Source organism: Kribbella sp. NPDC050459, from assembly GCF_040655315.1.
Classification (GTDB): Bacteria; Actinomycetota; Actinomycetes; order Propionibacteriales; family Kribbellaceae; genus Kribbella.
The window spans coordinates 291903-318361 of the sequence record NZ_JBFAJQ010000008.1 but is presented as its reverse complement, the minus strand read 5'-3'; the positions used below and the strand labels follow the sequence as shown (position 1 = coordinate 318361).

31 protein-coding genes and 1 pseudogene are annotated in these 26459 nt (G+C 68.5%); 17 read left to right on the top strand and 15 right to left on the bottom strand.

The genetic code is table 11. From position 1 onward, the window contains the following. Positions 1–17: 17 nt before the first annotated feature. From AB0I12_RS26155 to AB0I12_RS26145, 3 genes are all read right to left on the bottom strand, one after another. On the bottom strand, positions 18–482 hold the full coding sequence (locus AB0I12_RS26155) for a bifunctional nuclease family protein (protein WP_359934328.1): 465 nt from the start codon (positions 480–482) through the stop codon (positions 18–20). Between the two features lie 151 nt (positions 483–633). Beyond that, positions 634–1512: an NUDIX domain-containing protein gene (locus AB0I12_RS26150; RefSeq protein ID WP_359934326.1), complete on the bottom strand. Its 879-nt coding sequence runs from the start codon at positions 1510–1512 to the stop codon at positions 634–636. A 20-nt stretch (positions 1513–1532) separates the two neighbouring features. Then, positions 1533–3620, bottom strand: coding sequence for an RNA degradosome polyphosphate kinase (locus tag AB0I12_RS26145; protein ID WP_359934411.1), 2088 nt, complete (start codon positions 3618–3620; stop codon positions 1533–1535). A 167-nt stretch (positions 3621–3787) separates the two neighbouring features. On the opposite strand from AB0I12_RS26145, the gene AB0I12_RS26140 reads away from it, so the two are divergent. The 5 genes from AB0I12_RS26140 (at position 3788) to AB0I12_RS26120 (ending at position 7841) form a co-directional block, all read left to right on the top strand. Further along, a complete protein-coding gene (locus AB0I12_RS26140) occupies positions 3788–4810 on the top strand; it encodes an alpha/beta hydrolase (protein WP_359934324.1) in 1023 nt (340 codons plus the stop codon). A gap of 80 nt (positions 4811–4890) precedes the next feature. Beyond that, positions 4891–5310 (top strand): hypothetical protein, encoded by a 420-nt coding sequence (locus tag AB0I12_RS26135; RefSeq protein ID WP_359934322.1) that lies wholly within the window; start codon positions 4891–4893, stop codon positions 5308–5310. 2 nt (positions 5311–5312) lie between these two features. Next, a complete protein-coding gene (locus tag AB0I12_RS26130; RefSeq protein ID WP_359934320.1) occupies positions 5313–6086 on the top strand; it encodes a hypothetical protein in 774 nt (257 codons plus the stop codon). A gap of 340 nt (positions 6087–6426) precedes the next feature. After that, on the top strand, positions 6427–6843 hold the full coding sequence (locus AB0I12_RS26125; protein WP_359934318.1) for a hypothetical protein: 417 nt from the start codon (positions 6427–6429) through the stop codon (positions 6841–6843). A 2-nt stretch (positions 6844–6845) separates the two neighbouring features. Continuing rightward, entirely contained in the window at positions 6846–7841 is a 996-nt protein-coding gene (locus AB0I12_RS26120) for a hypothetical protein (RefSeq protein ID WP_359934316.1), read from the top strand. A gap of 33 nt (positions 7842–7874) precedes the next feature. On the opposite strand, the gene AB0I12_RS26115 is transcribed toward AB0I12_RS26120, so the two are convergent. The 4 genes and pseudogenes from AB0I12_RS26115 to mshD all read right to left on the bottom strand — a co-directional run bounded on the left by AB0I12_RS26115 (position 7875) and on the right by mshD (position 10534). Further along, on the bottom strand, positions 7875–8306 hold the full coding sequence (locus tag AB0I12_RS26115) for a hypothetical protein (RefSeq protein WP_359934314.1): 432 nt from the start codon (positions 8304–8306) through the stop codon (positions 7875–7877). Between the two features lie 497 nt (positions 8307–8803). Continuing rightward, positions 8804–8989 (bottom strand): hypothetical protein, encoded by a 186-nt coding sequence (locus AB0I12_RS26110; RefSeq protein WP_359934419.1) that lies wholly within the window; start codon positions 8987–8989, stop codon positions 8804–8806. A 65-nt stretch (positions 8990–9054) separates the two neighbouring features. Beyond that, positions 9055–9243 (bottom strand): annotated as a pseudogene (locus AB0I12_RS26105) (DUF6318 family protein); the annotation flags it as partial. A 379-nt stretch (positions 9244–9622) separates the two neighbouring features. Continuing rightward, positions 9623–10534 carry a mycothiol synthase gene (gene mshD / locus AB0I12_RS26100; protein ID WP_359934312.1) on the bottom strand — a complete coding sequence of 304 codons (912 nt, stop codon included), beginning with the start codon at positions 10532–10534 and terminating at the stop codon, positions 9623–9625. A gap of 234 nt (positions 10535–10768) precedes the next feature. On the opposite strand from mshD, the gene AB0I12_RS26095 reads away from it, so the two are divergent. Then, on the top strand, positions 10769–12484 hold the full coding sequence (locus tag AB0I12_RS26095; RefSeq protein ID WP_359934310.1) for a bifunctional metallophosphatase/5'-nucleotidase: 1716 nt from the start codon (positions 10769–10771) through the stop codon (positions 12482–12484). A gap of 118 nt (positions 12485–12602) precedes the next feature. Next, entirely contained in the window at positions 12603–12911 is a 309-nt protein-coding gene (locus AB0I12_RS26090; protein ID WP_359934308.1) for a hypothetical protein, read from the top strand. Positions 12912–12956: 45 nt separating this feature from the next. Here AB0I12_RS26090 and AB0I12_RS26085 read toward each other — a convergent pair whose 3' ends face one another. Continuing rightward, positions 12957–13670, bottom strand: a complete 714-nt coding sequence (locus AB0I12_RS26085) for a response regulator transcription factor (protein WP_355695720.1) — start codon at positions 13668–13670, stop codon at positions 12957–12959. A gap of 160 nt (positions 13671–13830) precedes the next feature. Here AB0I12_RS26085 and AB0I12_RS26080 point away from each other — a divergent pair, with 160 nt between their 5' ends. After that, entirely contained in the window at positions 13831–14070 is a 240-nt protein-coding gene (locus AB0I12_RS26080; RefSeq protein ID WP_355695721.1) for a MoaD/ThiS family protein, read from the top strand. A gap of 301 nt (positions 14071–14371) precedes the next feature. Then, a complete protein-coding gene (locus tag AB0I12_RS26075; protein WP_359934409.1) occupies positions 14372–15736 on the top strand; it encodes a hypothetical protein in 1365 nt (454 codons plus the stop codon). On the opposite strand, the gene AB0I12_RS26070 is transcribed toward AB0I12_RS26075, so the two are convergent. From AB0I12_RS26070 to arfB, 4 genes are read right to left on the bottom strand one after another with little or no spacing between them, the layout of a single operon-like run. Further along, positions 15699–16307 carry a hypothetical protein gene (locus AB0I12_RS26070; RefSeq protein WP_359934305.1) on the bottom strand — a complete coding sequence of 203 codons (609 nt, stop codon included), beginning with the start codon at positions 16305–16307 and terminating at the stop codon, positions 15699–15701. The two genes, AB0I12_RS26075 and AB0I12_RS26070, sit on opposite strands and share 38 nt — an antisense overlap. Continuing rightward, the gene (locus tag AB0I12_RS26065) at positions 16304–16870 is read right to left on the bottom strand and encodes a hypothetical protein (protein WP_359934303.1); all 567 of its coding nucleotides are present in this window, start codon (positions 16868–16870) and stop codon (positions 16304–16306) included. Before AB0I12_RS26065 ends, AB0I12_RS26070 begins: the two co-directional genes overlap by 4 nt. Beyond that, positions 16867–17502: a hypothetical protein gene (locus AB0I12_RS26060; protein WP_359934301.1), complete on the bottom strand. Its 636-nt coding sequence runs from the start codon at positions 17500–17502 to the stop codon at positions 16867–16869. The genes AB0I12_RS26065 and AB0I12_RS26060 overlap by 4 nt, the downstream gene beginning before the upstream one ends. Positions 17503–17532: 30 nt before the next feature. Further along, on the bottom strand, positions 17533–18006 hold the full coding sequence (gene arfB, locus AB0I12_RS26055; RefSeq protein WP_359934299.1) for an alternative ribosome rescue aminoacyl-tRNA hydrolase ArfB: 474 nt from the start codon (positions 18004–18006) through the stop codon (positions 17533–17535). A gap of 146 nt (positions 18007–18152) precedes the next feature. On the opposite strand from arfB, the gene AB0I12_RS26050 reads away from it, so the two are divergent. The 7 genes from AB0I12_RS26050 (at position 18153) to AB0I12_RS26020 (ending at position 23358) form a co-directional block, all read left to right on the top strand. Next, positions 18153–18566, top strand: a complete 414-nt coding sequence (locus AB0I12_RS26050; protein WP_359934297.1) for an HIT domain-containing protein — start codon at positions 18153–18155, stop codon at positions 18564–18566. A 45-nt stretch (positions 18567–18611) separates the two neighbouring features. After that, positions 18612–19043, top strand: coding sequence for a thioredoxin family protein (locus AB0I12_RS26045; protein ID WP_359934295.1), 432 nt, complete (start codon positions 18612–18614; stop codon positions 19041–19043). Positions 19044–19103: 60 nt separating this feature from the next. Next, the gene (locus AB0I12_RS26040; RefSeq protein ID WP_359934293.1) at positions 19104–19943 is read left to right on the top strand and encodes an RDD family protein; all 840 of its coding nucleotides are present in this window, start codon (positions 19104–19106) and stop codon (positions 19941–19943) included. A gap of 281 nt (positions 19944–20224) precedes the next feature. After that, complete coding sequence (locus AB0I12_RS26035; RefSeq protein ID WP_359934291.1) at positions 20225–20665, top strand: DUF4395 domain-containing protein; 441 nt, start codon at positions 20225–20227, stop codon at positions 20663–20665. A gap of 15 nt (positions 20666–20680) precedes the next feature. After that, complete coding sequence (locus tag AB0I12_RS26030; protein ID WP_355474377.1) at positions 20681–21529, top strand: sulfurtransferase; 849 nt, start codon at positions 20681–20683, stop codon at positions 21527–21529. Between the two features lie 3 nt (positions 21530–21532). Next, a complete protein-coding gene (locus AB0I12_RS26025) occupies positions 21533–21829 on the top strand; it encodes a DUF1416 domain-containing protein (protein WP_131294190.1) in 297 nt (98 codons plus the stop codon). Positions 21830–22191: 362 nt separating this feature from the next. After that, positions 22192–23358, top strand: a complete 1167-nt coding sequence (locus AB0I12_RS26020; protein WP_359934288.1) for a choice-of-anchor P family protein — start codon at positions 22192–22194, stop codon at positions 23356–23358. An 84-nt stretch (positions 23359–23442) separates the two neighbouring features. Here the strand turns inward: AB0I12_RS26020 and dtd are convergent, their stop codons facing one another. Continuing rightward, entirely contained in the window at positions 23443–23868 is a 426-nt protein-coding gene (gene dtd / locus AB0I12_RS26015) for a D-aminoacyl-tRNA deacylase (RefSeq protein WP_359934286.1), read from the bottom strand. 92 nt (positions 23869–23960) lie between these two features. On the opposite strand from dtd, the gene AB0I12_RS26010 reads away from it, so the two are divergent. Beyond that, on the top strand, positions 23961–24788 hold the full coding sequence (locus AB0I12_RS26010; RefSeq protein ID WP_359934284.1) for a 3-keto-5-aminohexanoate cleavage protein: 828 nt from the start codon (positions 23961–23963) through the stop codon (positions 24786–24788). Here AB0I12_RS26010 and AB0I12_RS26005 read toward each other — a convergent pair. Both AB0I12_RS26005 and AB0I12_RS26000 read right to left on the bottom strand, forming a co-directional pair. Next, positions 24728–25162: a hypothetical protein gene (locus AB0I12_RS26005; protein WP_359934282.1), complete on the bottom strand. Its 435-nt coding sequence runs from the start codon at positions 25160–25162 to the stop codon at positions 24728–24730. The two genes, AB0I12_RS26010 and AB0I12_RS26005, sit on opposite strands and share 61 nt — an antisense overlap. Beyond that, on the bottom strand, positions 25159–26298 hold the full coding sequence (locus AB0I12_RS26000) for a molybdopterin-dependent oxidoreductase (RefSeq protein WP_359934280.1): 1140 nt from the start codon (positions 26296–26298) through the stop codon (positions 25159–25161). The genes AB0I12_RS26005 and AB0I12_RS26000 overlap by 4 nt, the downstream gene beginning before the upstream one ends. Positions 26299–26459: the final 161 nt, after the last annotated feature.

Sequence of the window (26459 nt, the reverse complement as noted above, 5' to 3'; positions counted from 1 at the left end):
GCCCGCGGTCCGGACTGTCAGCTGGAGAAGTCCTCCGGCGCGACGCCGTCCAGGAACTGACGGAAGCGCTCCAGCTCGGCCTGCTCCTCCTCGGGAGTGGCGACGCCGGCCTCGCGCAGCACCTCCTCGGTGCAGCGGATCGGGGTCCCCAGCCGGACCGCGAGCGCCACCGAGTCACTCGGGCGGGCCGAAACCCGGGCGCCGTTGGCGAGCACGAGCTCGGCGTAGAACACGGCATCGCGCAGCTCGACGATCTCGACCGCGTCGATCTGGACGCCGAAGGCCTCGATCAGGTCGCGCATCAGGTCGTGGGTGAGCGGACGCGACGGACGCAGGCCCTGCTCCTCGTACGCGATCGCGGTCGCTTCGACCGAGCCGATCGAGATCGGCAGGTAGCGGTAGCCCTCGGTCTCGCGCAGCATCATCACCGGGGCCCGGTTGGGCGATTCCATCCGGATCCCGATCAGTGTCAGTTCTCGCATCATCGTCATGGTGCGCCCCGAACCTCTCCTCAGACCGGCGCCCGGTGGGGAGCCGGTTCCTCGGGTAGGAACATACCCGTCACCTCCAGTGTCACCCGATCGCCCCTTCGGCTGTGCCTGGATCGTCACCGAGCCGTGTCGCGCTCTACTCCTACGGCGCGCTGAAGCGTTCGTGGATCACAGTGCCGTCCGCCAGCCGGTGCGCGGCCAGGAACGCACCGGTGGAGAACTTGCCCACTTTCAGGCCCAGTTCCCGCGCGAGTGCGGGCAAAACCGGCCGGTGCGAGCAGATGGCCGTCACCTTGCCCGGTTTCCACACCCGCTCGGACAGACCGTGCATCCCGTCCGGGTCGGTGTTGTACCCGCGCTCGGAGATCTGCGGCCACAGGTGGATGTGCCGGTCGATGAGGGCGCCGTACGGCGTGACCGTCGCGACACACCGCTCCGCGTCGCTGCTGATGATCCGGTTCACGCCGAGCGCTGCCAGTACGCCGGTCAGCCGCTGCGCAACCGCCGTACCTGAGGTGGAGAGCGGGCGGAGCGAGTCCTTGTAGTCCCAGTCCTTCCGCTTCAGCGCCTCCGCGTGCCGCACCACGATCACCGTGGCAACGACGGGCACCACCCGGTCCAGCACGTCCAGGATGTCCACGTCGCGCGGGTAGCTCAGCTTCGCGCGGGCTTTGTCCACGGGCAGCCAGCTGATCTGGTCCACCTCGTCGTTCGGCTCGAAGTCACTGTCACTGACCGGCTCGGCGGACCAGTAGTGCACGAGCTTCTGCGCGATCCCGCCGTTCTTGCGGATCTGGTACCGCTGGACGCCGAGCGGAGGGCCCAGGACGACCTGCAGCCCGGTCTCCTCCTCGATCTCCCGCCGCGCACCGAGCAGTACGTGCTCATGGGCGTTCAGCTTGCCTTTGGGGAGGGACCAGTCGTCGTACCGGGGACGGTGCACCAGCAGCACCTGCCGGGTGCCGCGGCGCTCCCGCCACACGACACCACCCGCGGCGATAACCGTCGCCGGGTTGCTCATGTCTTCACTCTAAGACGCGACTAACTGATTCCGTCGGAGGTCCGGCGCCGGCCACGAGTCGCGATCAGCCGCTCCTGCAGGTCCCGCAGCGGCTCACCGTCCGGCCCGCTCAGCCGGGGCTGCCAGGTGTCGTCGGCCTGCAGCCACCAGGAGCCGGTGCCGTCGTCCAGGGCCTGGTCGAACAGGTCGCCCAGCTCGGTCACGTGGTCCTGCTGCTTCAGCTGCACGAGCACCTCGACACGGCGGTCCAGGTTGCGGTGCATCAGGTCGGCCGAGCCGATCCAGACCTCCGGCTCGCCGCCGTTCTCGAACAGGAACACGCGGCTGTGCTCGAGGAAGCGGCCGAGGATGCTGCGGACCTGGATATTCTCCGACAGGCCCGGTACGCCGGGACGCAGCGTGCAGATGCCCCGGATCCACAGGTCCACCGGCACACCCGCCTGCGACGCCCGGTACAGCGCGTCGCACAGGGCCTCGTCGACCAGGCTGTTCACCTTGATCCGGATCCGCGCCGGGCGCCCGGCCAGGTGGTGCTGTACCTCGCGGTCGATCCGCTCGACGAGCCCCCGCCGTACCGACTGGGGAGCGACCAGGATCCGCCGGTAGCCGGCGCTGCGGCCGAAGCCGGACAGGTGGTTGAAGAGCAGCGCGACGTCCTCGGTGACCACCTTGTCGCTGGTCAGCAGGCCCAGGTCCTCGTAGAGCCTGGCCGTCTTCGGGTGGTAGTTGCCGGTGCCGATGTGCGCATAGCGGCGCAGACCGTCCGGCTCGTCACGGACGACCATCGACAGCTTGCAGTGCGTCTTCAGGCCGATCACGCCGTACACCACGTGGCAGCCCGCGTGCTCCAGCTGACGGGCCCACTTGATGTTCGCCTGCTCGTCGAAACGCGCCTGGATCTCCACCAGGACCAGCACCTGCTTGCCTGCCTCGGCGGCGTCGATCAGCGCGTCGACGATCGGGGAGTCACCACTGGTCCGGTACAGCGTCTGCTTGATGGCCAGCACGTGCGGGTCCGCGGCGGCCTGCTCGATGAAGCGCTGCACCGACGTGGAGAACGAGTCGTACGGGTGGTGGACGAGCACGTCGCGCTGCTTGAGCGCGTGGAACATGTCCGCCGGGTTGGAGGTCTCCACCTCGGCCAGGTGCGGATGCGTCGACGGCACGAACGCCGGGTACTTCAGCTCGGCCCGGTCCAGGCCGGCGATCGTGAACAGGCCCCGCAGGTCCAGCGGGCCCGGGAGCTCGAACACCTCCGCCTCGGTGACGCCCAGCTCGGTCAGCAGCAGCGCCTTGACCTGCGGGTCGATCGACTCCTCGACCTCGAGCCGGACCGGCGGGCCGAACCGGCGGCGCAGCAGCTCCTTCTCGAGCGCGGCCAGCAGGTTCTCCGCGTCGTCCTCCTCGACCTCGAGGTCCTCGTTGCGGGTCACCCGGAAGGTGTGGTGCTGGATCACCTCCATGCCCGGGAACAGCTGGCCGAGGTGGGTGGCGATCACGTCCTCGAGCGGCACGAAGCGGCCCTCGGCGACATTCACGAACCGCGGCAGCAGCGGCGGCACCTTCACCCGGGCGAAATGCTCGCCGCCGGTGTCGGGGTTCCGGACCACGACGGCGAGATTCAGGCTCAGGCCGGAGATGTACGGGAACGGGTGCGACGGGTCGACCGCCAGCGGGGTCAGCACTGGGAACACGCGCTCCCGGAAGAACCGGGTCATGTCCTCGCGCTCGTCCTGCTCCAGCTCGTCCCAGCGCAGGATGTCGATGCCCTGCTCGGTCAGCGCCGGTTGCACCGACTTCCGCCAGGTCTCCGCGTGCCGGTCCATCAGCTCGCGGCTGCGCGCCAGGCTGCGGTCGAGGACCTCGCGGGGGAGCAGGCCGCTGGCCGCCTTCACCGCGACCCCGGCCGCGATGCGGCGCTTCAGACCCGCCACGCGGACCATGTAGAACTCGTCCAGGTTGCTGGCGAAGATGGCGAGGAACTTGGCCCGCTCGAGCAGCGGGATCCGGTCGTTCTCGGCTAGCTCCAGGACCCGCTGGTTGAACGCCAGCCAGCTCAGCTCCCGGTCGGAGAACCGGTCCACGGGGAGATCACCGGCCGCACTGATGTCGTACGGCGGCTCGACGTCGTACTCCCGGTTGTGGGATGCCAGCAAATCTCCTGCCACGCTGACCAGGATCCCACCCTTTGGTGAACAACGGGTAGCGGTCAGCGCGTTAGTTGCTAGCGTCACACCTTGTGAACCTACGACCGGATTCCGTAGTGCGTGACACGGTGACCGCCATTCAGGCGAACGCTCTGGCCCCGCTGTACGCGCTGCCCGCCGCCGTACGCCGACGGCTGGCCGGGGCACCGATCCAGATCGACGGGAACACCCTGGACCCGGACCTGCAGCTGCTCGTCCGGGTCGACAACTTGTTGCCACATACAACCAAGACCGACGCCGCGGGCGCGCGTGTCCGGTTCAAGAACCTGTTGAAGCTGGTCCCCGGGACGCCCGTGGATGTACAGCGCGTCACCGAGCTGACCGTGCGTGGAGCCGACGGGCAGCTCGGGGCCCGGCTGTACGTGCCGTTGGCCGCGGACTCCCGCGGCCTGCTGGTGTTCTTCCATGGCGGCGGCTGGGTGGTCGGCGACCTCGACACGCACGACGCGCTCTGCCGGGCGATCGCCGCCGACGCCGGGATCCGCGTCCTGTCCGTCGACTATCGCCGCGCCCCCGAGGCGCCCGCGCCGACCGCGGCCGAGGACGCCATCGCCGCGTTCACCTGGGCCGTCGACCACGCCGAGGACCTCAACGCCGACCCCGCGCTGATCGCCGTCGGCGGCGACAGCGCCGGCGGCAACCTGGCCGCCGTCGTCGCCCAGCAGACCGTCCGCCGCGGCCTCCCGCAGCCGGCCCTCCAGGTCCTGCTGTACCCGGCACTCGACCTCGTCGCCCGCCGCCCCAGCCGGGACCTCTTCGCCGAGGGCTTCATCCTCACCGAGGACGACATCATCTGGTACCGCGACCACTACACCCCCGACCCCACCGTCCGCCCCGACCCGATCGTCTCCCCCCTCCGCGCCGAAGACCTCACCGGCCTCCCACCCACCTACCTCACCACCGCCGGCTTCGACCCCCTCCGCGACGAAGGCATCGAATACGCCAAGGCCCTCGAATCAGCCGGCAACACCCTCACCCACGCCCACCACCCCACCCTGGCCCACGGCTACGCCAGCCTCCTCACAGTCCCCGGCACGACCCGCGAAGCCCACACCCACCTCACCAACCACCTCCGCGCCACCCTCCAGTAACCCCTGTGGATAACTTCCACGGCACCACGCAGCCCGCGACTATCGTGACGATCGGTTGATCTACGGCTCTGGAGGTCTAGATGGCGTTCGACGTTGCGCGGTTCAACTCGGCCTTCTCGGCGGCGCGGTACCAGCAGGACACCGACCGGGATTTCGACCTGGAGGCCGCTCAGCAGAAGCTTCGCGACTTGATCGCGGACGAGCCGGAGGGTGATGACCGCGACTGGGCGGTGCGGCTGATCGGCAAGCTCGCCGAGCCACGGCCCGCGCCACGTGAATGGAGCGCGCTCTACTACGAAGCCGCCGCGATCCAGGCCGCGGCGTACCCGGGCGAGGGGACGGACGAAGAGAAAGCAGCGACGATCGCGGACGCACGGCGCAAGATCTGGGCGATCGCCGACCGCGCCTCCCAGGAAGAAGAGGCGCCCATCCGGGCGATGACGCGATCCCTCGAGCACATCGAGAATGAACTCCGCGAGCCCACCTGGCCCCGAGACTGACCATGAGCCTCGAGCGCCGCATCGACCCTGATTCGGCCTCCTATCACGAAGTCGCACGCCTCTACCGCATCGCGAGATCCCTACGCCCCACGGCGGTCGACCGCTGGAGCGGCGAGCTGTACGCGACGAGCGCGGACACCTGGGGCGGCCTTCATCCCAGGTCCGGCGCCCTCAAGCTCTCCGAACATCGGGTACTGCAGTACCTCACCGGATCGGTCTCGTCCACCCATCCACAACAACAGGCCGAGGCTCTGGCAACCGTCCTGCACGAGGCGACACACGGTGGGATGGAGATCGATGCTCCGACGGAGCCGAACGCCGTACGAAGCGAGCACTCGCTCGGCCTGATCGAAGGATTGGCGGAGGTGCGCGCCTTCGCAGACTTCGAAGCGTTCGCGGAGCGAGCTGGCTATCCCGGTCTGACGCTGGACACGCCGCAGTACCCGGGGGCCTACGCCGCAACTCGCGACCTGATGGCGCACGTCACCGGACCGGCCTGCACGAGGGACGATCTGCTCGACGCGGCGAGCCGCGGCCCAGGCGTGATGCACTTCGATCAGTTCGCCCACGCAGTCGTCGCGAACAGGCTGGCCGACGTCCTGCCGAGCTCCGAAGCAGACCATCGAGCCGCCCGGGCCGCGCTCATCGAACCGATGCTCCACGCCACTGGCCAACGCTCCCAAAAACCTCTGCCGAAACCGGCCAGATGGTCGCCCGGGACATCCGATCAGCCCTGGATGCAAAGGTCGACGAACTCCGCCGCCACTACCGCCTGACCGGCGGCGACCAGCTCACTCCCGCTTCTGAGCGCCAGCCGACGTCATCCGCCGCCCGCCAAGACACCCTCGACGGCCTCCGCTTCCTGGCCTCCCAGCCGTCACCCACCGGTGCCATCATCCACCGCCCCCAACTCGGCCAAGGCACCCGCTACGCCACCCCGACAGTCAATCCCCACACTCGCCCGAGCCACACGCCGCTCCGAGACTGAGGCCGGAGTCCACGACGACCGGGATGGCCTCGCGAGAGCGTCGCAACCCCTGTGGATAACTTCCGCGAACTCACGGCACGCGTCGATATCGTGGCGAGCAGTAGACGACGAACTCTGAAGGGGCCGGAATGGCTTTCGACATCGCGCGATTCAACTCCGAGTTCGCGCAGGCACGCCACGAGCAGAAGACCGATCCGACCTTCGACCTGGCGGCGGCCCAGCGAAAGCTGCGTGCACTGATCGCAGACGAGCCGGACGGTGAAGACCGGACCTTCGCCCTCGGAATGATCGAGGACCTCGCCGAGCCGCCCCCTCCGCCCCGCGAGTACGGCCCGCTCTACCACGAGGCGGGCGCGATCCATGCGGCCGCGTGGATCGCGGAGGGCACGGACGAGGAGAAGGCGGACGTACTGGCGGAGGCCCGGCACAAGATCTGGGCGATCGCCAATCGGGCCCCGGCCGACGAGGCGCCGCATATCCGGGGCATGACGCGGGCGCTGCATCACCTGGAGATCATGCTGCGTGGGCATTGGCCTGAGGACTGACGGTGAGCCTCGGCCAGCGGGTCTCCCCGGACTCGTTCGTCTACCGAGAGGTCGAGCGTCTGTATAGGATCGCGTTCTCGCTGCGGCCGGCGGCAGCCGACCGCTGGAACCGCGAGCTGTACAAGACGAGCCTGGACACGTTGGGCGGTCTTGATCCGAAGACTGGCATCCTCCGACTGTCCGAGACTCGAGTGTTGCTGCACCTGACGGGATCTGTCCTCCCTGGTCAGATGGATGACCAGTCCGAGGCATTGGCGACAGTTCTGCACGAGGCGACACACAGTGCGATGCAGATCAAAGCGCCCGGTGAGCCGAACGCGGTGTGGACCGAGCACTCGCGCGGCGTCATGGAAGGCTTCGCCGAGGTCCGCACGTCCGCCGACTTCGAGCTCTTCGCGAAGCGTGCAGGGTACGGCGCCTTGGCCTTCGGCGATCCGCACTACCCAGGGGCGTTCGCGGCAACTCGAGACCTCATGGCCCACGTCACCGGACCGGCCTACCCGGAGAACGCCCTGATCGACGACGCCTGCCGGGGACCTGGACTGCTGCATTTCGACCAGTTCGCTCATGCCGTCGTCGCCAACCAATTGAATGAACTGACGCACCGCGACCGACCAACCCAACAGGCCGTCCGGGCTCAGCTCATCGAGCCGATGCTGCACAACTACTGGCCGACGCTTCCGGGTGCGTCCGCGGCCACGGGCCGGATGGTCGCCCGCGAGATCCGCTCCGACCTGGACGCAAAGGTCGACGAACTCCGCCGCCACTACCGCCTGACAGTCCCGCGCCTGGTAGGCGGACCCACTCCCGCTTCTGAGCGCCAGCCGACGTCATCCGCCGCCCGCCAAGACACCCTCGACGGCCTCCGCTTCCTGGCCTCCCAGCCCCCACCCACCGGTGCCATCATCCACCGCCCCCAACTCGGCCAAGGCACCCGCTACGCCACCCCGACAGTCAATGCCCACACGCGCCCGGGCCACTCGCCGCTCCGAGACTGACCTGCCACCTGCACCTCTTGAACCGCGTGAGAGTCAGCGACCAGGGTCCACCAGGACCGGCACGGCCTCGCGGACCAGGAGTGGTGTGGCCGGGCCGGTGATGGGAACGGTGCCGTCGATGTACTGCCAGCCGGTGTCGGCGACGTTGAAGCGGGCGGCGTAATTGGTGGTCAGGCTGATGCTGACCCCGCCGCGCTTCATGTACTTGTGGGTGATCTCCTTCGACGGGTACGGCTTGCCCGGCGTACTCGTGGTGAGCGCGGGCGAACCGTCGCCGAAGTGCCACGTGTAGCTGACCGGCGTCGCCTCGACGACCACCGGGAACCCGAGCAACGTCACCGTCGTCGTCGAAACCTTGCTGTCAGTGGTGTAGACGATGGTGTCCAGATTGACCAACGTCCGCCCCGCAGGCTGCACCTTCACCGAGAGCCCCGGAAACACCACGTTCTTCGTCTCCGACCGCACCTGCTCCCACGTGACATCCTGAGGCCGAGGCCGCACAACCTCCGGCGGAACCGTCCGCAACGTAACCCGCCGCTCGTCCCCACCCGGCTGACACCGATAAGGCCCAGGCACCGACCCATCGGACTGCACCCGCCCACAGATCCCGGTGTTGATTTTCAAATCGGTTCGTGCCTCGGACTCGCCGCCCTGGTCCTCTTTCGAGAGCGGAGGGTCAGTTCGCCTTGGGGTTCTTACCGAAGTCGGCTCTGTGCGTTTCGCGGTGGGAACCGTCTTCTCGGAGCGAGTGGGCTTATGGCCGTCGAGGCGGGTCGTACCCTTCATCGTCGCCCCTTCCCTGGTCGGATTCACCTCAACGGTTGTCGTCTTGGTCGTCGGAGCCGGAGAGGCAGCGATCACGGGAGCGAGAGGCCGATCGGCAACTGCCGAGACGTATCCCGCCGCGACAGTTGTGACCATCGGTACCGTGCTCACGGCTACAACTACGCCAATGATCTTGTTCATTGCTTCACGAGTTTCATCTCGTACATCACCCAGTTCCCGCCCTGCGGGGACAACGCGAACTCGCGGGTGTACTTCGCGGCTTTGAGGTTGATCGGAGTGGCGGTTTTCGACTGCCGACTGACGTAGGCGCCGACAGCCACAGTCGCCGAGCCGCCCAGCCGGCCGCTCTCGCCACGGTACAAATCCGGGACATCGGTGATCTTCTCGAGATAGTCGCCCTGAGCAGGCCGTTCGCGGCGTTCGACTGCACGACGAATTTCGCATACGACTTGCAGTTCTCGCAGCCTGCTTCACTTACGCCGAGCATCGGCGCGGTGTCGCCGGTCGCCGAGGCGTAATTGAGCAATTCGCTGTAGTAGCGAACGAACTGTTCAGCCGCCGCGAGCGTGAGGCCCTTTGCGTTCGCCGGACGCTCCGGCGGCTCGTTCGCGGGCACGGGGTGCGTCGGCGTGGAGGTCGCCTGACGGGCGCTCGTCGGAGCCTGAGTCGAGGTATTCGACGGTGGCGCCGTGTTGGGGCGGCCTGCTTCGGGGCTGCCTGAGGTGCAGGCGGCTAGCAGGGCGGTGGTGCTTAGACAGGCCAGAAGTGCGAGCGTCCGCCTGTTGCGGTGTGTCACGAGTGTCAGCCCTCCGTAGTCGTCACGATCGTAACGGGCGGTGGGCGGAGGGCTCCATGTCAAAAGGTGCAGGCTGTGGACAACCGGGTTTGGGGCCAGGAGCCGCCCGGCTGGGGGGTAAGAGGCTCGGACGGCTCCTGGTTGCTGGTGGGACGGGGGTGGGCTGGGTTTATGACGCGGAAAGCTTTTGTGATGTCGTTCACAAGGAGCGCGGGGCGTACTGGACGTCCAGGGCGGCGGTGGTGAAGCCGAGGGAGTTGTAAAGGGCTCTCGCCGCGGTGTTGGTGCCGTCTACGTAGAGGACGATCTCGTCGAGGTTGCGGGTCGACTGGAGGTAATGGAGGCCCTGGAGGGTCAGCGCCTTGCCCAGACCCAGGCCCTGGTGGGTGGGGGAGACACCTACTACATAGACCTCGCCTACCCCCTCCTCGACCTTGGTCCAGTGGAAGCCGGCTACGTCGCCTGCGGCGTCGACGGCGAGGAAGAAGCCGTTCGGGTCGAACCATGGCTGGTGGAGGCGCTCGGTCAGGTCGGCCTCGGTCCAGCTGCCCTGTTCAGGGTGGTCGGCGAAGGCTGCCGCGTTGACTCGCAGCCAGGCGGTGTCGTCCTGTCCGGGAACGAACGTCCGTACGTCGATGCCGTCGGGCCAGACGGGTTCCGGGAGCTCGGCCCTGGTACGGCGGAGGAAGTACAGCTCCCGCGCTACCTCGAGGTCGAGGCGGTGGGCCAGCTCGTCGGCGCCAGGAAGCCGGCCGTGGGCCCAGACGCGGGTACGGCTGCCGCCGTGGTCGAGCAGCATGCGCAGGAGCGCGGCGCCGAAGCCTTGCCGGCGGAAAGGTGGGGCGACGAAGAGTTCGGCCGAGCCGTCGGGGGACAAGGCGCCGTACCCCACGAGGTTGCGGGCGCTCTGCAGGCCGGTGACCTCGATGGTGCCCGGATCGCCTTCGTAGGCGAGGACGTGGACGTCGTCGGGGTGTTCGCCGTCGAGGTGCAGGAGGGTGCGTTCGGAGAGCGGGTTGACGCCGTCGCTGTGTGCTGCGGCGCGAGCGAGTTCCGTGACGGCGGCGGCGGTGGCCGAGGGCAACGGTGAGGGAACGGCTTCGAGAGTCACCTGAATACCGTAAAAGGTCCGGTTCAGTTCATGCCCAGGTCCTGGCGAGGGCGCGTCGTCACCGGTAACTTTCCCGGCACCGCGGAGGATTTCGCGGCCGCAAACAGCGGTGACCGAGACGACGACGGAGAAGAAATGGCCATCACAGGACGAGGCAGGGCGCGGTGGGGGCGGGCAGTGGGGCTGCTCGCCGCTGGGACGGCCGCGGCGCTCGCCCTGGCTGCGGGGGGATCCGTGAGCCAGGCAGGAGCCGCGACGCAGGACGCTGCGGCGCAGGAGAACGCACAGGCGCAGGCCAAGCCGAAGCCGACGCACAGTCAGATCCAGTTGCTCGCGATCAACGACTTCCACGGCAACCTGGAGCCGCCGTCCGGCTCGAGCGGCAACATCAACGGCACCCCGGCCGGCGGCGCGGTGTACTTGGCGACGCACCTGAAGCAGCTCCGGGCGGCTGCCGCCGCGAAGGGGCAGGACTCGGTGACGGTCGCGGCCGGTGACCTGATCGGCGCGTCGCCGCTGCTGTCGGCGGCGTTCCACGACGAGCCGACGGTCGAAGCGCTGAACGGGATGGGACTCGCGGCTGCGTCGGTGGGCAACCACGAGTTCGACGAGGGCTGGCACGAGCTGCTCCGGATGCAGACCGGCGGCTGCCTGCCCGACGGCGACGGGCAGAACAACCAGAACTCCTGCCCCGACGCGGCGCACCCGTTCGAGGGCGCGAAGTACAAGTACCTGTCCGCGAACGTGTTCTTCGAGAACACCCGCAAGACCCTGTTCGCGCCGTACACGATCAAGACCTTCAAGGACGGCAAGAAGGTCGGCTTCATCGGTATGACGCTGGAGAACACGCCGAACATCGTGACCAAGTCCGGCGTCGAGGGGCTGACCTTCAAGGACGAGGTCGACACCGCGAACGCGCTGGTCCCGGAGCTGAAGAAGAAGGGCGTGGAGTCGATCGTCGTGCTGCTGCACGAAGGCGGCTTCCCGGCCGACCCGAAGGCGTACGACAGCTGCCCCGGGATCTCCGGCCCGATCGTCGACATCAATGCCGGCCTGGACCCGGAGATCGACGCGATCATCTCCGGCCACACCCACCAGGGCTACAACTGCTCGCTGCCGGACAAGGACAAGAACCCGCGGCTCGTCACCAGCGCGTCGTCGTTCGGCCGGCTGGTCACCGAGGTCCGCCTGAGCATCGACAACGCGACCGGTGACGTCGACCGCCTGAACACCATGGCGAACAACCAGATCGTCACCCGGGACGTCGTGCCGGACACGAAGACCGCGAACCTGATCGCGAAGTACAAGACGCTGGTCGCCCCGATCGAGAACAAGGTGATCGGTCACCTCACCACCGAGTCGGTGGTGCGGACGAACGACGACTCGCTCGAGTCGCCGCTGGGCAACCTGATCGCCGACGCGCAGCTCGCCGACCCGAGCGTCGTGACCGGCGGGAAGACCCCGGTCGTGGCGTTCATGAACCCGGGCGGCATCCGCGCCGACCTGCTCTCGACGAACGGTGAGGTCACCTTCGGGAAGGCGTTCACGGTCCAGCCGTTCAACAACTTCCTGGTGTCGATGGACATGACCGGGACGCAGATCAAGGCTCTGCTGGAGCAGCAGTTCTCCGGGGTGAACGGTCCGGAGGCGCCGAAGTTCAAGGTGCTCCAGGTCGCGGGCATCACCTACACCTGGAACCCGGCCGCACCGGCGGGCTCGAAGGTGGTGGCCGATTCGATCAAGATCGCCGGGCAGCCGCTGGTCGACGCCACGACGTACCGCATCGTCACGAACAACTTCCTCTCCGACGGTGGCGACGGGTTCCCGGCCTTCACCACGGCGACGAACAAGTTCTTCGGCGGGCTGGACATCGACGCGTTCGCCAACTATCTGACCGCGCACGACCCGTACACGCCGGTCGCGACCGACCGCATCTCCGTCGGTTCCTGATCGCAGCCGGCGGCTGAAACGAGGGCCGGTACGTCGCGCCGACCGCGGCGTACCGGCTTTTCGTTCTCGTCAGAGTTGCTGGTACCTTGCGTACTCAGGTGCTTACGGAAGGTGAGCGATGGCGCACGTTGCTCCGACCTCGCACCGGCGGGCCACCAGGGCTTCGCATCGCGGGCATCGCAGCGCGGACGGGCCGGTGCAGATCACCAGTTGGCTCGGGTTGACGTTTGCGTTCGTGGTTGGCTGGCTTCTGACGCTGCAGTCGCACGTCGGCGTTCACGCGGCCGGGGTCACGTTGCTGGTGATGCTGGTGCCGATCACGATCGGGGTGTTCGTGGCCGCGGTCCGGCAGGGCATCGGGTCCGGGAAGGCGGCGCTCTTCACGGCGGCCGCGCTCGCGTTCACCCTGCTGAAGTTCTTCCTCTGAGGTTCCTTCGTGCGAGGTTCTTTCCTCCGAGTCAGGAACTGTGAGTCAGGACCTGGCCTCGGCGGGCTCGCGGGTGGTGGGGGCCGGCGGGACGACGAAGCGGTAGCCGACGTTCCGGACGGTGCCGATCAGCGCCTCGTGCTCGGGGCCGAGCTTGGCGCGCAGACGCCGCACGTGTACGTCGACGGTGCGGGTGCCGCCGAAGTAGTCGTAGCCCCAGACCTCTTGGAGCAGTTGTTCCCGCGTGAAGACCCGGCCCGGGTGCTGCGCGAGGAACTTGAACAGCTCGAACTCCTTGTACGTGAGGTCGAGCGCGCGGCCGTTGAGCTTCGCGGTGTACGACGCCTCGTCGATCACGACGTCGCCGCTGCGGATCAGCGTGGACTCGGGCTCGTCGTTGCGGGTCGCGGCGAGACGGCCGATGACCAGTCGCAGCCGGGCCTCGATCTCGGCGGGGCCGGCGGTGTCGAGCAGGACGTCGTCCGCGCCCCAGTCGGCGTTGACCGCGGTCAGGCCGCCCTCGGTGACGACGAGGATCAGCGGGACGTCGATACCGGTGGTGCGGATCAGCCGGGAGGCGCTGCGGACGGCGACCAGGTCGCGGCGGGCGTCGAGCAGCACGGCGTCGGCGTCCGGCGCGTCGACCAGCGCGGCGACCTCGGCGGGCAGGATGCGGATCTGGTGGGGGAGCAGGGCGAGCGACGGCAGCACCTCGGTGGAGGCCTGCAGGGCGTTCGTCAGCAGAAGCAACGTGCTCACGCCGTCTCCTTGTGCTGATCGTCGGATCCAGAGCCAGCGATCCGGTCCTCGTGCACGTCAGGCCCCGACGGCGTCGTTGCCGGGGGCCTGAGACACACTGGGTCTAACAGCAAGCTGACATAATAGCCGAGACTTAACCGATTAGTGAGGCGCGGACCAGATGCCGGAAGTGACCATCAGGTACTTCGCTGCCGCGCGTTCGGCGGCCGGCGAGTCGACGGCGACCGCCGACGCGGGCTCGATCCGGGACCTGGTGACGACCGTGTCGACCGACCGTCCGGAGTTGGCGCGGGTGCTGTCGATCTGCACGTTCCTCCTCGACGGCGAGCGCGCCGACCCAAGCACGCCGCTCACCGACGGCGCCCTCGTCGACGCGCTACCCCCCTTCGCCGGCGGCTGACCCCCCCCGGCCGACTACCGCCTAACCGCCGGCCGACCCGCGCCGACTGGCGGCCGACCAGCACACCGGCGGCCTGACCCGCGCCTGACCGGCGGCCTGAGCCGCGCAGACGGGCACCCGACCGCGGCCCACTCGCGGTTGACCCGCCGCCGACTGGCGGCAGACCGGCAGACCGGCGGCTGACTCGGCGCCCGACCCGCGCCCCGACCGGCGGCTGACCCCGCCTCCGACTGGCGGCTGATCGGTAGGCCGGCGGAGGGGTGGTGAGGACTTGTTGGGAGGTAGATTCTTTGCCGTGGCGATGGAGTCGGGGACGTTGCTCACTACGGTGGGGCGGGCGGGGGTTCTGTTCGGGAAGGCTTGGCCGCGCCTGCTTGCGGTGTTCCTGGTGGCGCAGTTGGCGCACCGGGGCCTGCAATGGGTGGCGGTCGAGGCGGGTGCCAAGGCGCAGGCAGCCGGCATCGCCGTGCTGGCGCTGCTTGTCGTGGTCTCGCTCGCGATGTACGTGACGATGTTCCTGGTCCTGCGCGGCGAGCTCCCGTTCCACCGCCGCGCGGTGGCCGAGGGTGTGCTCGCCCCAGACGGTGTAGAACCAGGCCGTGAGAACCATCTGCTCGACGCGATCGCGGCGGCGCTGCTGCCGTTCCTGGCGTTCTACGCGGCGTACAAGTTCCTGCAGACCGAGGCGCTCGACTACGAGTACCAGCTGGCCGTCCACAAGGTGAACGAGACGGCGGCGACGGTGCTGACCGGTGGCACGGTGGCGCCGCAGTCCACGGGCCTGCAGTCGCTGTCCACCTGGCTGTTCATCGGGCTCGGCGTCACGGCCTACCTGCTCCGGTTCGTGTTCAAGAAGTGGAAGAAGGACGAGGAAGGCCCGGTCCGCAAGCTGTTCGTCACCTACCTGGAGGCGCTGTGGATCTTCGTGGTCATCTACCAGGCGTCCTCGTATATCCCGTCACCGAAGACCTGGCTGAAGGAACGCCAGGTCTGGCAATGGCTGCACGACGGGTACACGTGGGTGCTCGACCACGTGCTCGGCGTCGACCAGGTCCGTGCGGTGTGGGACACCGTCACCGGGTTCGTTGCCGCCGGCATCGCCGACCTCTGGGACGCGGCCGTGCTCCCGCTGATGTGGATCACGATGACCGCGGTGATCTACGGCCGTGTCGTGCAGAAGCTCGACAAGCCGCGTTGGCGGTTCGACCGCATCACCCATCGCTGGCAGCAGACGCCGCGCATCGTCCGCGTCGCCGGGAACTCGGTGGTGTCGGACTGGAAGGACCGTTGGACGCCTGTCGTGGAGGCGTTCCGGCTGGTGGTCCGCTCCGGTCTGCGGCCGATGCTCGGGTACTTCCTGGCCTGGGCGGTCGTCACGTTCGCCGCGAGTGCCGTGTGGATCGCCCTGAAGGTGTGGGTCCTCGGGCCGCACACGCTCCAGTTCTGGCAGGTCATCGACGAGCCGCTGAACCTGGTCACCGACGGCCTGAAGATCATGCTGCAGGTCAGCCTGCTCGCCGCGGCGTACGACCGGATGATCGGCGGCCTGGCCGGCTACCTGACCCCGCGGACCCGGGCGGTCCATGAGCAGCCGGCCGGTGACCACGGCGTGACCGACCTCAGCGCGGCTACCTCGGGAATGCCAGGTACTGAGGGAGCTTCGTAGCCCAGGTGACCGTCGGCTGCACACTGCCGGCGACCGACGACGGTACGACGAACACCGCCACCGTCTCGAACGGCTTCCCGGCCACCGGCTTCAGGTAGTACGGCGCCGCGGCGCCACGCCAACTCGACGGCTGGTCGTCGCTGCCGCCCGTGCAGCCGGTCGGACGGTCCTGGTAGTCGTCCGCGAGTTGGGTCTCGTCCCAGATCCGGCCGTCGGGCGCGCGGAGGTGCATACGGCATCCGCCGAGCCCGTCGAGCGCGGACAGGTTGTCGACCTGCAGCCGGAAGTACACCCGGATCCGCGTCGTCCCGTCGGGCAACTCGTCCTGATCGGAACCGGCACGCGACGGTCGCGGGCTCTCCTCGACGCTCGCGGCGTACCAGGTCGCGCCGTTGTACGACGTACCGCCGGCCGCCACGTCGACGGCGTCGCGGGGCTCGTCGTCGTACCAGGACTTGTAGTCGCTGCGCGTCGTCCACCACCCGGCCAGCGGGATCGCCACCACCAGGGTCGCGAGCGCGACGGTGTTCCTGCGGAACCACCCGCGCCGGGCCCGCCGGGCGCCGGTCACGTGTCGCTCGCAGCGGTCAGGGACACGACGTCCTCCACCGCGGGAGCGTCGTCGCCGAGCGGCACGGTGACCTGCGGCTCGAGGTCGTTCAGCATCGACTTCTCCATCACCAGCAACGTTGCCCCGGGCACCTTGTCGGCCGGCATCTCGATCACGAACGAGCCGCGGACCGGGATGTCCGGCGCGAACTCGGTTCCGGTCAGGTCGACCTGGTCCAGGCCGCTGCGGTTGGCGCCGAGGTACGTGACGCCGTCGGCGGAGCGGATCCGGACGTCGAAGATGTGCATCGGCTCCCGGTTGGCCGTGACGGTGGCGTCGACGACCACGAAGGCGGTCAGCGAGTCGCGGTCCGGCGTCGAGCGCGGGATCCGGAGTTTCTTGCCGGCCCGGACGTCGTCGACGGTCAGGTCGAACCGCGGCGTGTGCACCACCCGCCCGGGGATGCCTTTCACCCCGGTCGGGTCCTGGATGTCCTTCTGCGTCGGGGTGAGCCGGTACAGACCCACGATCGCGACCAGGACGGCGAGCGTGAGGCCGGCGTTCAGCAGTTTCCGCCGGCTCACTTGGTGTTGTCCTTCACCGTGACGGTGCTGTCCGCGACGATCGCGTCCGGCAGCCACTTCTCGTGGTGGTCCAGGATCGACTCGTCCTCGTGCTGGTAGCCCTGCACGGTCAGCTTGATCTCGGTCGGAAGCTGGTTCGCGTTCGGCAGCTTCCAGACGTACGCGACGTCCTCGGCGGCGTCCGGCGTGAGCACCGGGTTCATCGTGGCGTCGCGGAGGTTGGTGGTGCCGAGCGGCGGGTCGGTGTCCTTCACGCCGGGGACGCCGATCAGGCGGATCAGGTCCGGCGGAGGCGTGGTGCCGGTGTCGTCGGTCACCTTCAGCTTGGTCACGACGCCGATCAGGGCGCCGCCGTCGTCCGGGGTGAACAGCGGCTTCAGGTCCTTCACGGTGACCACCCGCTGGATCGTCACCTCGAACTGGCCGGCGTCGATCGCGGTTCCGGCGTCCACCTGCGGAGTCTCGTCGCCGGCTTTCTTCAGTCCGCCGAAGGCCGCCGAGATCGCCAGCAGGACGGCGCCGGCGCTGAGCCCCCAGGTCCGCAGCGAACGCCCGCGCACCTTGAGGTCCTGGAACTCCGGAAGCTCCTCCGGCTCATGCTGCTCAGATCCCCCGCTCCCCGTTTCCTGCACGGCGGAAGCCTATCCAGCGAAGGGGCCGCGCTAGTCGTTCGGGCGGCCGCGCAGGCGCTTGGTCTCGCCGCGGCGCTTCTTGTCGTCCAGCCGGCGCCTTACGGATGCCTTGCTCGGCTTCGTCGGGCGTCGTTTCCGGGGCGGCGGAGCGATCGCTTCGCGGACCACGACGGCCAGCCGTTCCCGCGCCGCCTCCCGGTTGCGCCACTGCGACTTGTACTCCGACGCGGCGATCGTGAGCACACCGTCGACCAGCCGCGACCCCAGCCGCTCGAGCGCCCGGGCCTTCAGTACGTCGCTCAACGCCGACGTCCCCGCGACGTCGAAGCTGAGCTCGACCCGGCTGTCCGTGGTGTTCACCGACTGCCCGCCCGGTCCGCTCGACCGGGAGAACCGCCACGCCAGCTCGGCCTCGGGAATCACCAACCCGGACCGCACTGTCACTCCGCTCTCCACAGGACCTATTAGGGCATGACCCGCGACCCCACGCCTACTGCGCGGCACTCGGCACGGCACCTCGCCGCACGGGTGCAAAGGCCACGATGCTCCGCATCGAGACCTTCGCCCCCGCACGCCGATGCACCGCACCGAGCACCTGCTCGCGACGGCGTGGGATCGCGGGTCATGCCCGACAAGAGGAGAATCGACAGATGGATGCCTGCGTCTTCTGCGGTCTGATCTCCGCCGACTCGGCCCGCTGGATCGCCAAGGAGGACGTGGCGGTCGCGTTCCTCCCGTTGCCGAGTGAAGAGATCGCTCCGGGGCACGCGCTGGTCGTGCCCCGCCGTCACACCGGCGCGGGGTTGCTGGACGCCAAGCCGGATGACCTGACTCAGGTGATGGACCTGGCCCAGCGCATCGCGCAGCGGATGGTGGAGAGGCTCGGCGCAACCGGTGTCTGCCTGCTGAACGCGAGCGGGCCCGGGTCCGGCCGCAGCGTCGACCACCTGCACCTGCACGTGGTCCCGCGGTACCCGGGTGACGGCGACGACTGCCTGCCCTGGCCGACCGGCCGGTCGAGCCACCGCCTCGCTGTGGACCCGCAGGTGCTTCTCAGCACGTGAAACGGGCAGTTGAATCGTGAACGGCGCGTCGTACCGTGGGTAACTGTGAGCCTGGGCCTGTGGGTACTCGTCGCGGCGGTCGTAGCCGGCGTGGCGCTGAGCGTGCTCAAGGCCTGGGTCGACGGGCGGTTTCGCGGGAAGAACGAGGTCGACGTGGAGCGGGTGACGGCTGCGGAGCTGGGCGCGGAGCTGGGCGAGCGGGCGACGCTGCTGCAGTTCTCGTCGGCGTTCTGCGCGCCGTGCCGGGTCACCCGGCGGACACTGGCCGAGGTGGAAGGCATGGTCGACGGCGTGCGCCACGTCGAGCTGGACGCCGAGGCGCACCTCGATCTGGTACGCCGTCTGGACATCCTGCGTACGCCGACCACCCTGGTGCTGGACAGCACCGGAGCGGTGGTGAAGCGCGCCAGCGGGGCTCCCCGGAAGCCTGACGTGATCGCCGCGCTGGCCGTCGCGATCGACCGCCAGCCCAGCTGACCGCGTCCGGTAGTCGCTACCGGATGGCCAATGGACCTGCGGGTAGGCAAGACTCTCCCGGTGAGCTCTCAATCAGCAGGCTGGTACAACGACCCCGAGGACCCGAACCAGGAGCGGTACTGGGACGGCAGCGCCTGGACGGATCAGCGCCGGCCGCAGGAGGGCCCAGCGCCGTACCAGGGCCAGTTCGGTCAGTCGAGGACCGCCGACGCCCCGCAGTACGGTCAGCGCGCTGAGCACGGCCAGGTGTACGGCCAGCAGGCCGAGCCGGCTCCGCAGTACGGCCAGCGAGTCCCGCAGCAGGGCGGTTACCCGGCGTACCCCCAGGCCGACTCGGGCTTCGGGTACCAGGGACAGAGCTCCGGCACCACGCCGGACGGCCAGCTGCTGTCGGGCTGGTGGCGGCGTGTCTTCGCGCTCATCCTCGACTCGATCATCGCCTGGTTCATCGCCTTGCCGCTGACCGGATACTTCTACTACCAGTCCAGCCAGGTGATGACCTCTTGGCTGGAGGACGTGATGGACGCCGCGCGGGCAGGCAGTACGACGCCGGTCGCGATGCCGCCCGAGGTGTTCAAGTACGCCATCCCGGCCTCGGTGATCGGGTATCTGGTCTTCTTCGTGTACGACTACCTGTTCCTCGTCACGAAGGGCCGTACGCCGGGCAAGATGGCGACCGGGATCGCGGTCCGGCTGCGGGACGTCCCGGGCCCGCCGCCGCGCGGCGCCGCGGCGAAGCGCTGCGGTTTCGACCTGGTCCTGTACCTCGCCGGATCGATCCCGGTCTTCGGCATCTTCGCCTCGCTGGCCATCCTGCTCAACTACCTCTGGCCGCTCTGGGACGACAAGAAGCAGGCGCTGCACGACAAGGTCGCCGGCACTCAGGTGGTCAGGGTCTGACGCACGGGCCGTCCACGATTTGATCAGTTGTCTCATGTGATGGGACCACGGGTGGTGGGTCCGCCCGGGTTCCGTAGTCTCAATGCGTGGTTTACACGACTTGGCTGACGAAGCGGCGCGCGGTGGACAACTGCCGCGTGCGCTCGTCGCTGTGTCGACGCCGCTGACCAGGCGGCGTCCCGAGCGCTGCGGAACCGGTCGCTGAGCACGGTTCCGCGTACGTCGCCTCCCGCGTACCCGGGCGGGTTCCGGCTCGACATCCCTCTCCTCCGGGAGTCGTCATGTCCGAAAAGACAGCCAAGGTGGATCCGCGCGGGCTCCGGTTCGCCGCGGGTGTGACCACCGTCGTCCTGGCGCTGACGCTCGTCCTGAACAACCCCTGGCCGCTGGCGGTGCAGGCCGTCGTGTTCGCGGTGTCGGTCGCCTTCGGCGTCGGCGCGTCGCCGTACGGGCTGCTGTTCAAGCGGCTGGTCCGGCCCCGGCTGGGGCCGCCGAAGGAGCTGGAGAACGCGGCGCCGCCGCGGTTCGCCCAGTTGGTCGGCCTCGTCTTCGCGGTCGTCGGCCTGGTCGGGTTCCTGACCGGCGCCACCGTTCTGGGCGTGGTCGCCACCGGATTCGCCCTGGTCGCCGCGTTCGTGAACGCGGCCGTCGGGCTCTGCCTCGGTTGCGAGGCCTATCTGCTGATCCATCGCATTCGTACGCCAACCACCGCTACCAACTGAGAAGAGGCAGCACACATGAGCAGGGAATCCGCGCTCGTCTCGGCCGACTGGGTCGAGGAGCACAAGAACGACGACGGCGTTGTCCTGATCGAGGTCGACGAAGACGTCTCGGCGTACGACGCCGGCCACATCGCCGGCGCGATCAAGATCGACTGGCAGGACGACCTGCAGGACCCGGTCCGGCGCGACTTCGTCAGCAAGGAGCAGTTCGAGGCGCTGTTGTCCGACCGTGGTGTCAAGAACGAGGACACGGTCGTGCTGTACGGCGGCAACAACAACTGGTTCGCGGCGTACGCGTACTGGTACTTCAAGCTCTACGGCCACGGTGACGTCCGCCTGCTCGACGGTGGCCGCAAGCGCTGGGAGCTCGACAGCCGTGAGCTGACCGACGAGGTCGTCAAGCGTGAGGCCACCCAGTACACGGCGCAGCCGCAGAACCTGGAGATCCGCGCCTTCCGCGACGAGGTCAAGGACGCCATCGGCGTGAAGAACCTGGTCGACGTGCGCAGCCCCGACGAGTACGCCGGCCGGCTGCTCGCCCCGGCCCACCTGCCGCAGGAGCAGGCGCAGCGTGCGGGCCACATCCCGACCGCGGCCAGCATCCCGTGGAGCAAGGCGGCCAACGACGACGGCACGTTCCGCGCCGACGACGAGCTGAAGCAGCTGTACGCCGACGCCGGCGTGGACTTCGGCAAGGACACCATCGCGTACTGCCGGATCGGCGAGCGCTCGGCGCACACCTGGTTCGTGCTGCACGAGATCCTCGGCCAGGCGAACGTGAAGAACTACGACGGATCCTGGACCGAGTGGGGTTCGCTGGTCGGCGTACCCGTTGCCCTCGGCGACGAGCCCGGAAAGGCGTGACACATGTGCGGAGCTAAGCAGGGCGGCCTCGACCTCAAGGGCGTGGACGTCGACAAGGAAGCCGTGATCCAGGGCCAGGTGCTGCGCGGCGAGGAGCCGGTCGGCGGCGCGTACGTACGGCTGCTGGACTCCACCGGTGAGTTCACCGCCGAGGTGCCGACCTCGGCGACCGGGCACTTCCGGTTCTTCGCGGCGCCGGGCAGCTGGACGCTGCGCACGCTGGCCCCGAAGGCCGACCCGGTCGACCGTCAGGTCGTCGCGCAGTACGGCGAGGTTGCGGAAGTGGCCGTCACCGTCTGAGCAGTCGTTCGTTACTGAAGGTGCCACCACCACCCGAGGTGGCCCACCCTGAAGTAAGCACCGAGGGGCCCGGACCTTGCGCGTCCGGGCCCTTCGGCATGTCCGGAATCGCTCATACGACAAGGGGTTTCGGTCATCGCAGCCGAGTTACGGCTGTGGCCGGGAAATCTCGTGGAGCGAGCGGCAAGGTAACGGTTTGGTCTCGGAGCGGGGTCGGCTCGTCACCTACCGCAATCGGCTGAGTTGTGTCTGTGTCCTGACCCGCGCTGCGGGTCACGTCATCACTCAGGGAGGAGGGGTCAATGCGACCCCGCATCGGATACAAGAAGCTCGCTGCCGTCGGAGTTGCGGCGGTTGTCGGCGTGGCTTCTACGATCGCGCTGACCTCGGGTTCCGCGTCCGCCTCGCCGGTTTTCGGCTACAGCGGCTACTCGTACGGGACCGATGTTCAATCCGGGCTGGCGAACAGTGGCCCGCAGGTGATCAGCAAGTTCGGTTGCACCACGGACGCCAACAAGGCTGACAAGAACGACATCGCCGCGGCGAACGTGAACGGGCAGGCGATCGCGCGCTCGGTGAAGACCGACACGCACGGCTTCAACAACGCCAGCGGTACCGGCGTCACCAGCACCGCGGTGGCCGCCGACATCCGCGTCGGCAGCCTGCTCACGCTGACCGGCGTGAAGACCACCACCACGTCGAAGTACTCGAAGGGCCAGCTGTCCTACACCGGCAGCACCACCTTCGCGGGCGTGCGGATCGGCGCGATCTCGGTGCCGTCGCTGCTGAACCCGAAGCCGAACACCAAGGTCGCGGTCCCGGGCCTGGGCTACATCGTTCTGAACCGTGTCGGCGGCGTGAAGACCGCGTCCGGCATCTACTCGTACGCACAGGCGGTCGTGCTGCACGCGACGGTGAAGAACCAGTACATCCCGCAGGGCGTCGACGTCGCGGTGCTGAAGACCCGCGCGGAGATCTCGAAGCCGGCGACCGCGCTGGTCATCGGTGACGCCTACGGCACCAAGGCCACGGCCGACAAGCTGGTCGTCTCCGACGCCACGTCGCTTCAGACCACCTGCCAGGGCACCGAGGGCAAGACGGTCCGGGTCGCGGTCGGCGAGCTGAACATCCCGAAGGTCGCCTACGTCGGCGGTGTCTACACCACCAAGAACGGCGCCATCGGCGAGGGCAAGTCCTACATCAACTTCACCTCGCACGTTGCGGGCGTGAAGGTCGGCACGCTGTCCATCGGCGCCATCGAGTCCTCGGCGTCGGCGTGGAAGACCAAGGACGGCACGGCCGGCGTGAGCTCGTCCTCGACGATCGCCTCGATCAAGGTCGGCGGCAAGACCTACGCTGTCCCGACCGGCGAGAACAAGACGCTGGAGATCCCGGGCATCGCGCGGCTGACCTTCAACCAGGTCATGCGGCAGAAGCGCTACATCTCGGTGAACGCGCTGGTCGTCGAGGTCCAGGGCCTCAACACCAAGGTCGTCGTCGGCCACTCGGCCGCCGGTGTCGTCGGCTGATCTCAGCAGACATGGTCTGAGTCGAACCTCACCGACCCAGAATCCCGGCCCCCGGATCCCGCACGGATCCGGGGGCCGGCTCTGTTATGCGTCCAGGATGAGCGTGACCGGGCCGTCGTTGGTCAGCGTGACCTGCATGTCCGCGCCGAAGACGCCGCGCTCCACCTTGGCGCCGAGGGCTTCCAGCGCGCCGCAGAACGAGTCGTAGAGCGGCTCGGAGACCGGGCCGGGGGCGGCGGCGCTCCAGGAGGGGCGGCGGCCCTTGCGTGTGTCGGCGTACAGGGTGAACTGGCTGACGGCCAGGATCGGGGCCTGCTCATCGGCCGCGGAGCGTTCGTCGTGGAGGATCCGGAGGGTCCAGATCTTGGTGGCCAGCGCGGCGGCCTTCTCGGGGGTGTCGTCATGGGTGACACCGAGCAGGACCACCAGCCCGGGCCCCTCGATCGCCCCGACCACCTCGCCGTCCACGGTGACCGACGCCCGGCTGACTCGCTGTACTACGGCTCTCATGGCGACATCTTCTCCTGCCGGAGATCGTCCGGTCATCGGACCCTTCAACCGGCAAATATCCGTTTCGAGACCCGATCTGGCAGGATTCGTCCATGGCGTCGACTCTGATCACTGTTGCTCCCACCGGTGCCGAGACCGCGAAGGCGGACTGCCCGGCGTTGCCGACCACGCTCGACGAGCTGGTCGAGACCGCGAAGCGCTGCGAGGCCGCGGGAGCGGCGATGATCCACATCCACATCCGGGACGGCGAGCACCGGCCGACGCTGGATCTCGGCCGGCTGACCGACACGGTCGCCGCCGTCCGTGAGAACACCGCGCTGATCGTCCAGCTGTCCACCGGCGGCGCGGTCACCGATCCGTACGAGGACCGTCTCCGGGTGCTCGACGCCGCCCCGGACTCCTGCTCGCTCACGATGGGCACGGTCAACTTCGGCGACGACGTGTTCATGAACCCGTGGCCGTTCGTCACGCAGCTCTTCCAGCTCACCCAGGAGCGGGAGGTCGTCCCGGAGTTCGAGCTGTTCGACCTCGGCCACGTCGCCGCGCTGCACCGGCTGCTGGACAAGTACGGCCTGCCGTACGGCGGCCGCGTGCACTGCGACCTGGTGATGGGTGTCCCCGGCGGCATGCCCGGTACGACGGACGCGCTCGTGGCGGCCGTCAACGCACTGCCGGGCGCGGTCACGTCCTGGTCCGCCACCGGCATCGGCCGTACGTCGCTGACGGTCGCGCTGGCCGCGCTGTCGAAGGGCGGCAACCTCCGTGTCGGCATGGAGGACACGCTGACGCTGGCGAAGGGGCACCCGGTCACGCACAACGCCGAGCTGGTCGAGCGCGCGGCCGCGCTGGCGACCCTGGCTCAGCGGCCGCCGATGTCACCGGACGAGGCCCGCGACCTCCTGAACATCAAGCAGAGGTAGCCGACCGCGACGATCGTTGCTTCCAGCAATAACCAGTCGCGCAGATAGTCGCGGGGGAGGACGGTCGGATTCGCGCCCGTGCCCTGTCGTAACAGCAACGGCAGGGCGATCAGGCTGGTGATTCCGACGTACAACAAGGTCGTCCGCACCACGCCGACCGTACGGTGCCGCCCAGGCCCCGCGGACCAGCGAGTCACCAGCCAGCCGATTCCGACTGCCAGTGGCACGATCACGAAGTCGTCTGCCACCACGGCTCCGCCCAGCCAGAGCGGCAACCGCACCAGAGCTGGAAGGTCCACGGCCCTGATCAACTCCCAAACACCCCACAGGACCGTCACCGCGCCGGCAGCCAGCAATCCGATGCGCAACCTCATGTCATGACCTCCAGTGAATGCACCCACTTGGTCTGCAACACCCCGGGCCGATTCGGCGCGATGATCCGCGCCGGAAACCCGTGGTCAAGCGCGAGCTCGGCACCGTTGAGTCGTAACGCCAGCAACGTCAGCGGGTCAGCGGCGAACTCCTCCGGCACTTCACTGGTCGCATAGAAGCCGCCCTTCTCCATCGACACGACTCGCACTCTCGAGCTCGGCGCGGCGCCGGCGGCCGCGAGCAGGTCGCGCATCCGTACGCCCTCCCATCGCGCGCCCTGACTCCAGCCCTCGACGCACGCGATCGGCAGGTCCGAGCGGTTCTGCGGCAGCGCGCGCAGTTCCTCGAGCGTGTAGGACAGTTGCCGTGGGCCCACGATCGTGAACCGCCAGTCCGCGTCGATCCCGGTCACTCCGGCCGCTTCCGCCGTACGGTTCACCGGCAGACCCTGCGGACCGACGTTCGGCTTGCGCGGCGCGAGGACGGCGACAGGGCCGAACGCCGGTGCAGACTGGCCGACCGAGGCGATGCCGACGAGCGTGGCCGCGCCGGCGACCGTACGGAACAGGCCGCGGCGGGTCAGGCCGGTCGTTTCGGCGGGCAGTGACTCAGGCGCGGGTTCCGGCGTACGGCGCCAGTTCGCGCGGATCAGCGGGAGCTTCACGGCCAGATGGACGAGGAGTGCGCCGACGATGATCCACGCGAGCGCATAGTGCGTCTGCCGGAACGGGAACGGCCAGGGGTACCACTGCAGCGTGTTGACGAACCCGATGAAGAGTTCAAGTGCCATCGAGGAGACCAGCACCAGGATCGACAGCCGCTCGATCGCCGGGCGGATCGCCTTCGGGTCGAACTTCGCGAACAGCTTCGGATAGACCGTCCACAGCTTTGCCAGTAGCAGCGGGACGGCGACGATGCCGCTGAGTACGTGCAGGCCCTGCGTCACGCGGTACAGGTTTGCGGGACGGCTGGGGATCGGCAGCCAGCACGGTGTGTCCTGCAGGAAGTGGCTGTAGAGCCCGGTCAGGAAACAGACCGCCACGGCGGTCCCGAGCCAGCGGCCGATGACGGTCGCCACCCGCGGATGGTGCAGCGGCGACGCGAACGACTTCTCCGTCGGTGGTACCGGAAGCTTCATGATTCCACTACAACGCAGCCGGAGCCGTGCGGGCGGCGTTCATCGGTTACTGCTCGCGAACGGCGGCGTCGGAACCAGTTATCCACAGGTCTGCGTCTGTACGTCGGCCGGTGGCACCGATCGGGGCATACTCTGGGCAAACTTGACGGAAGGAGAGTGGC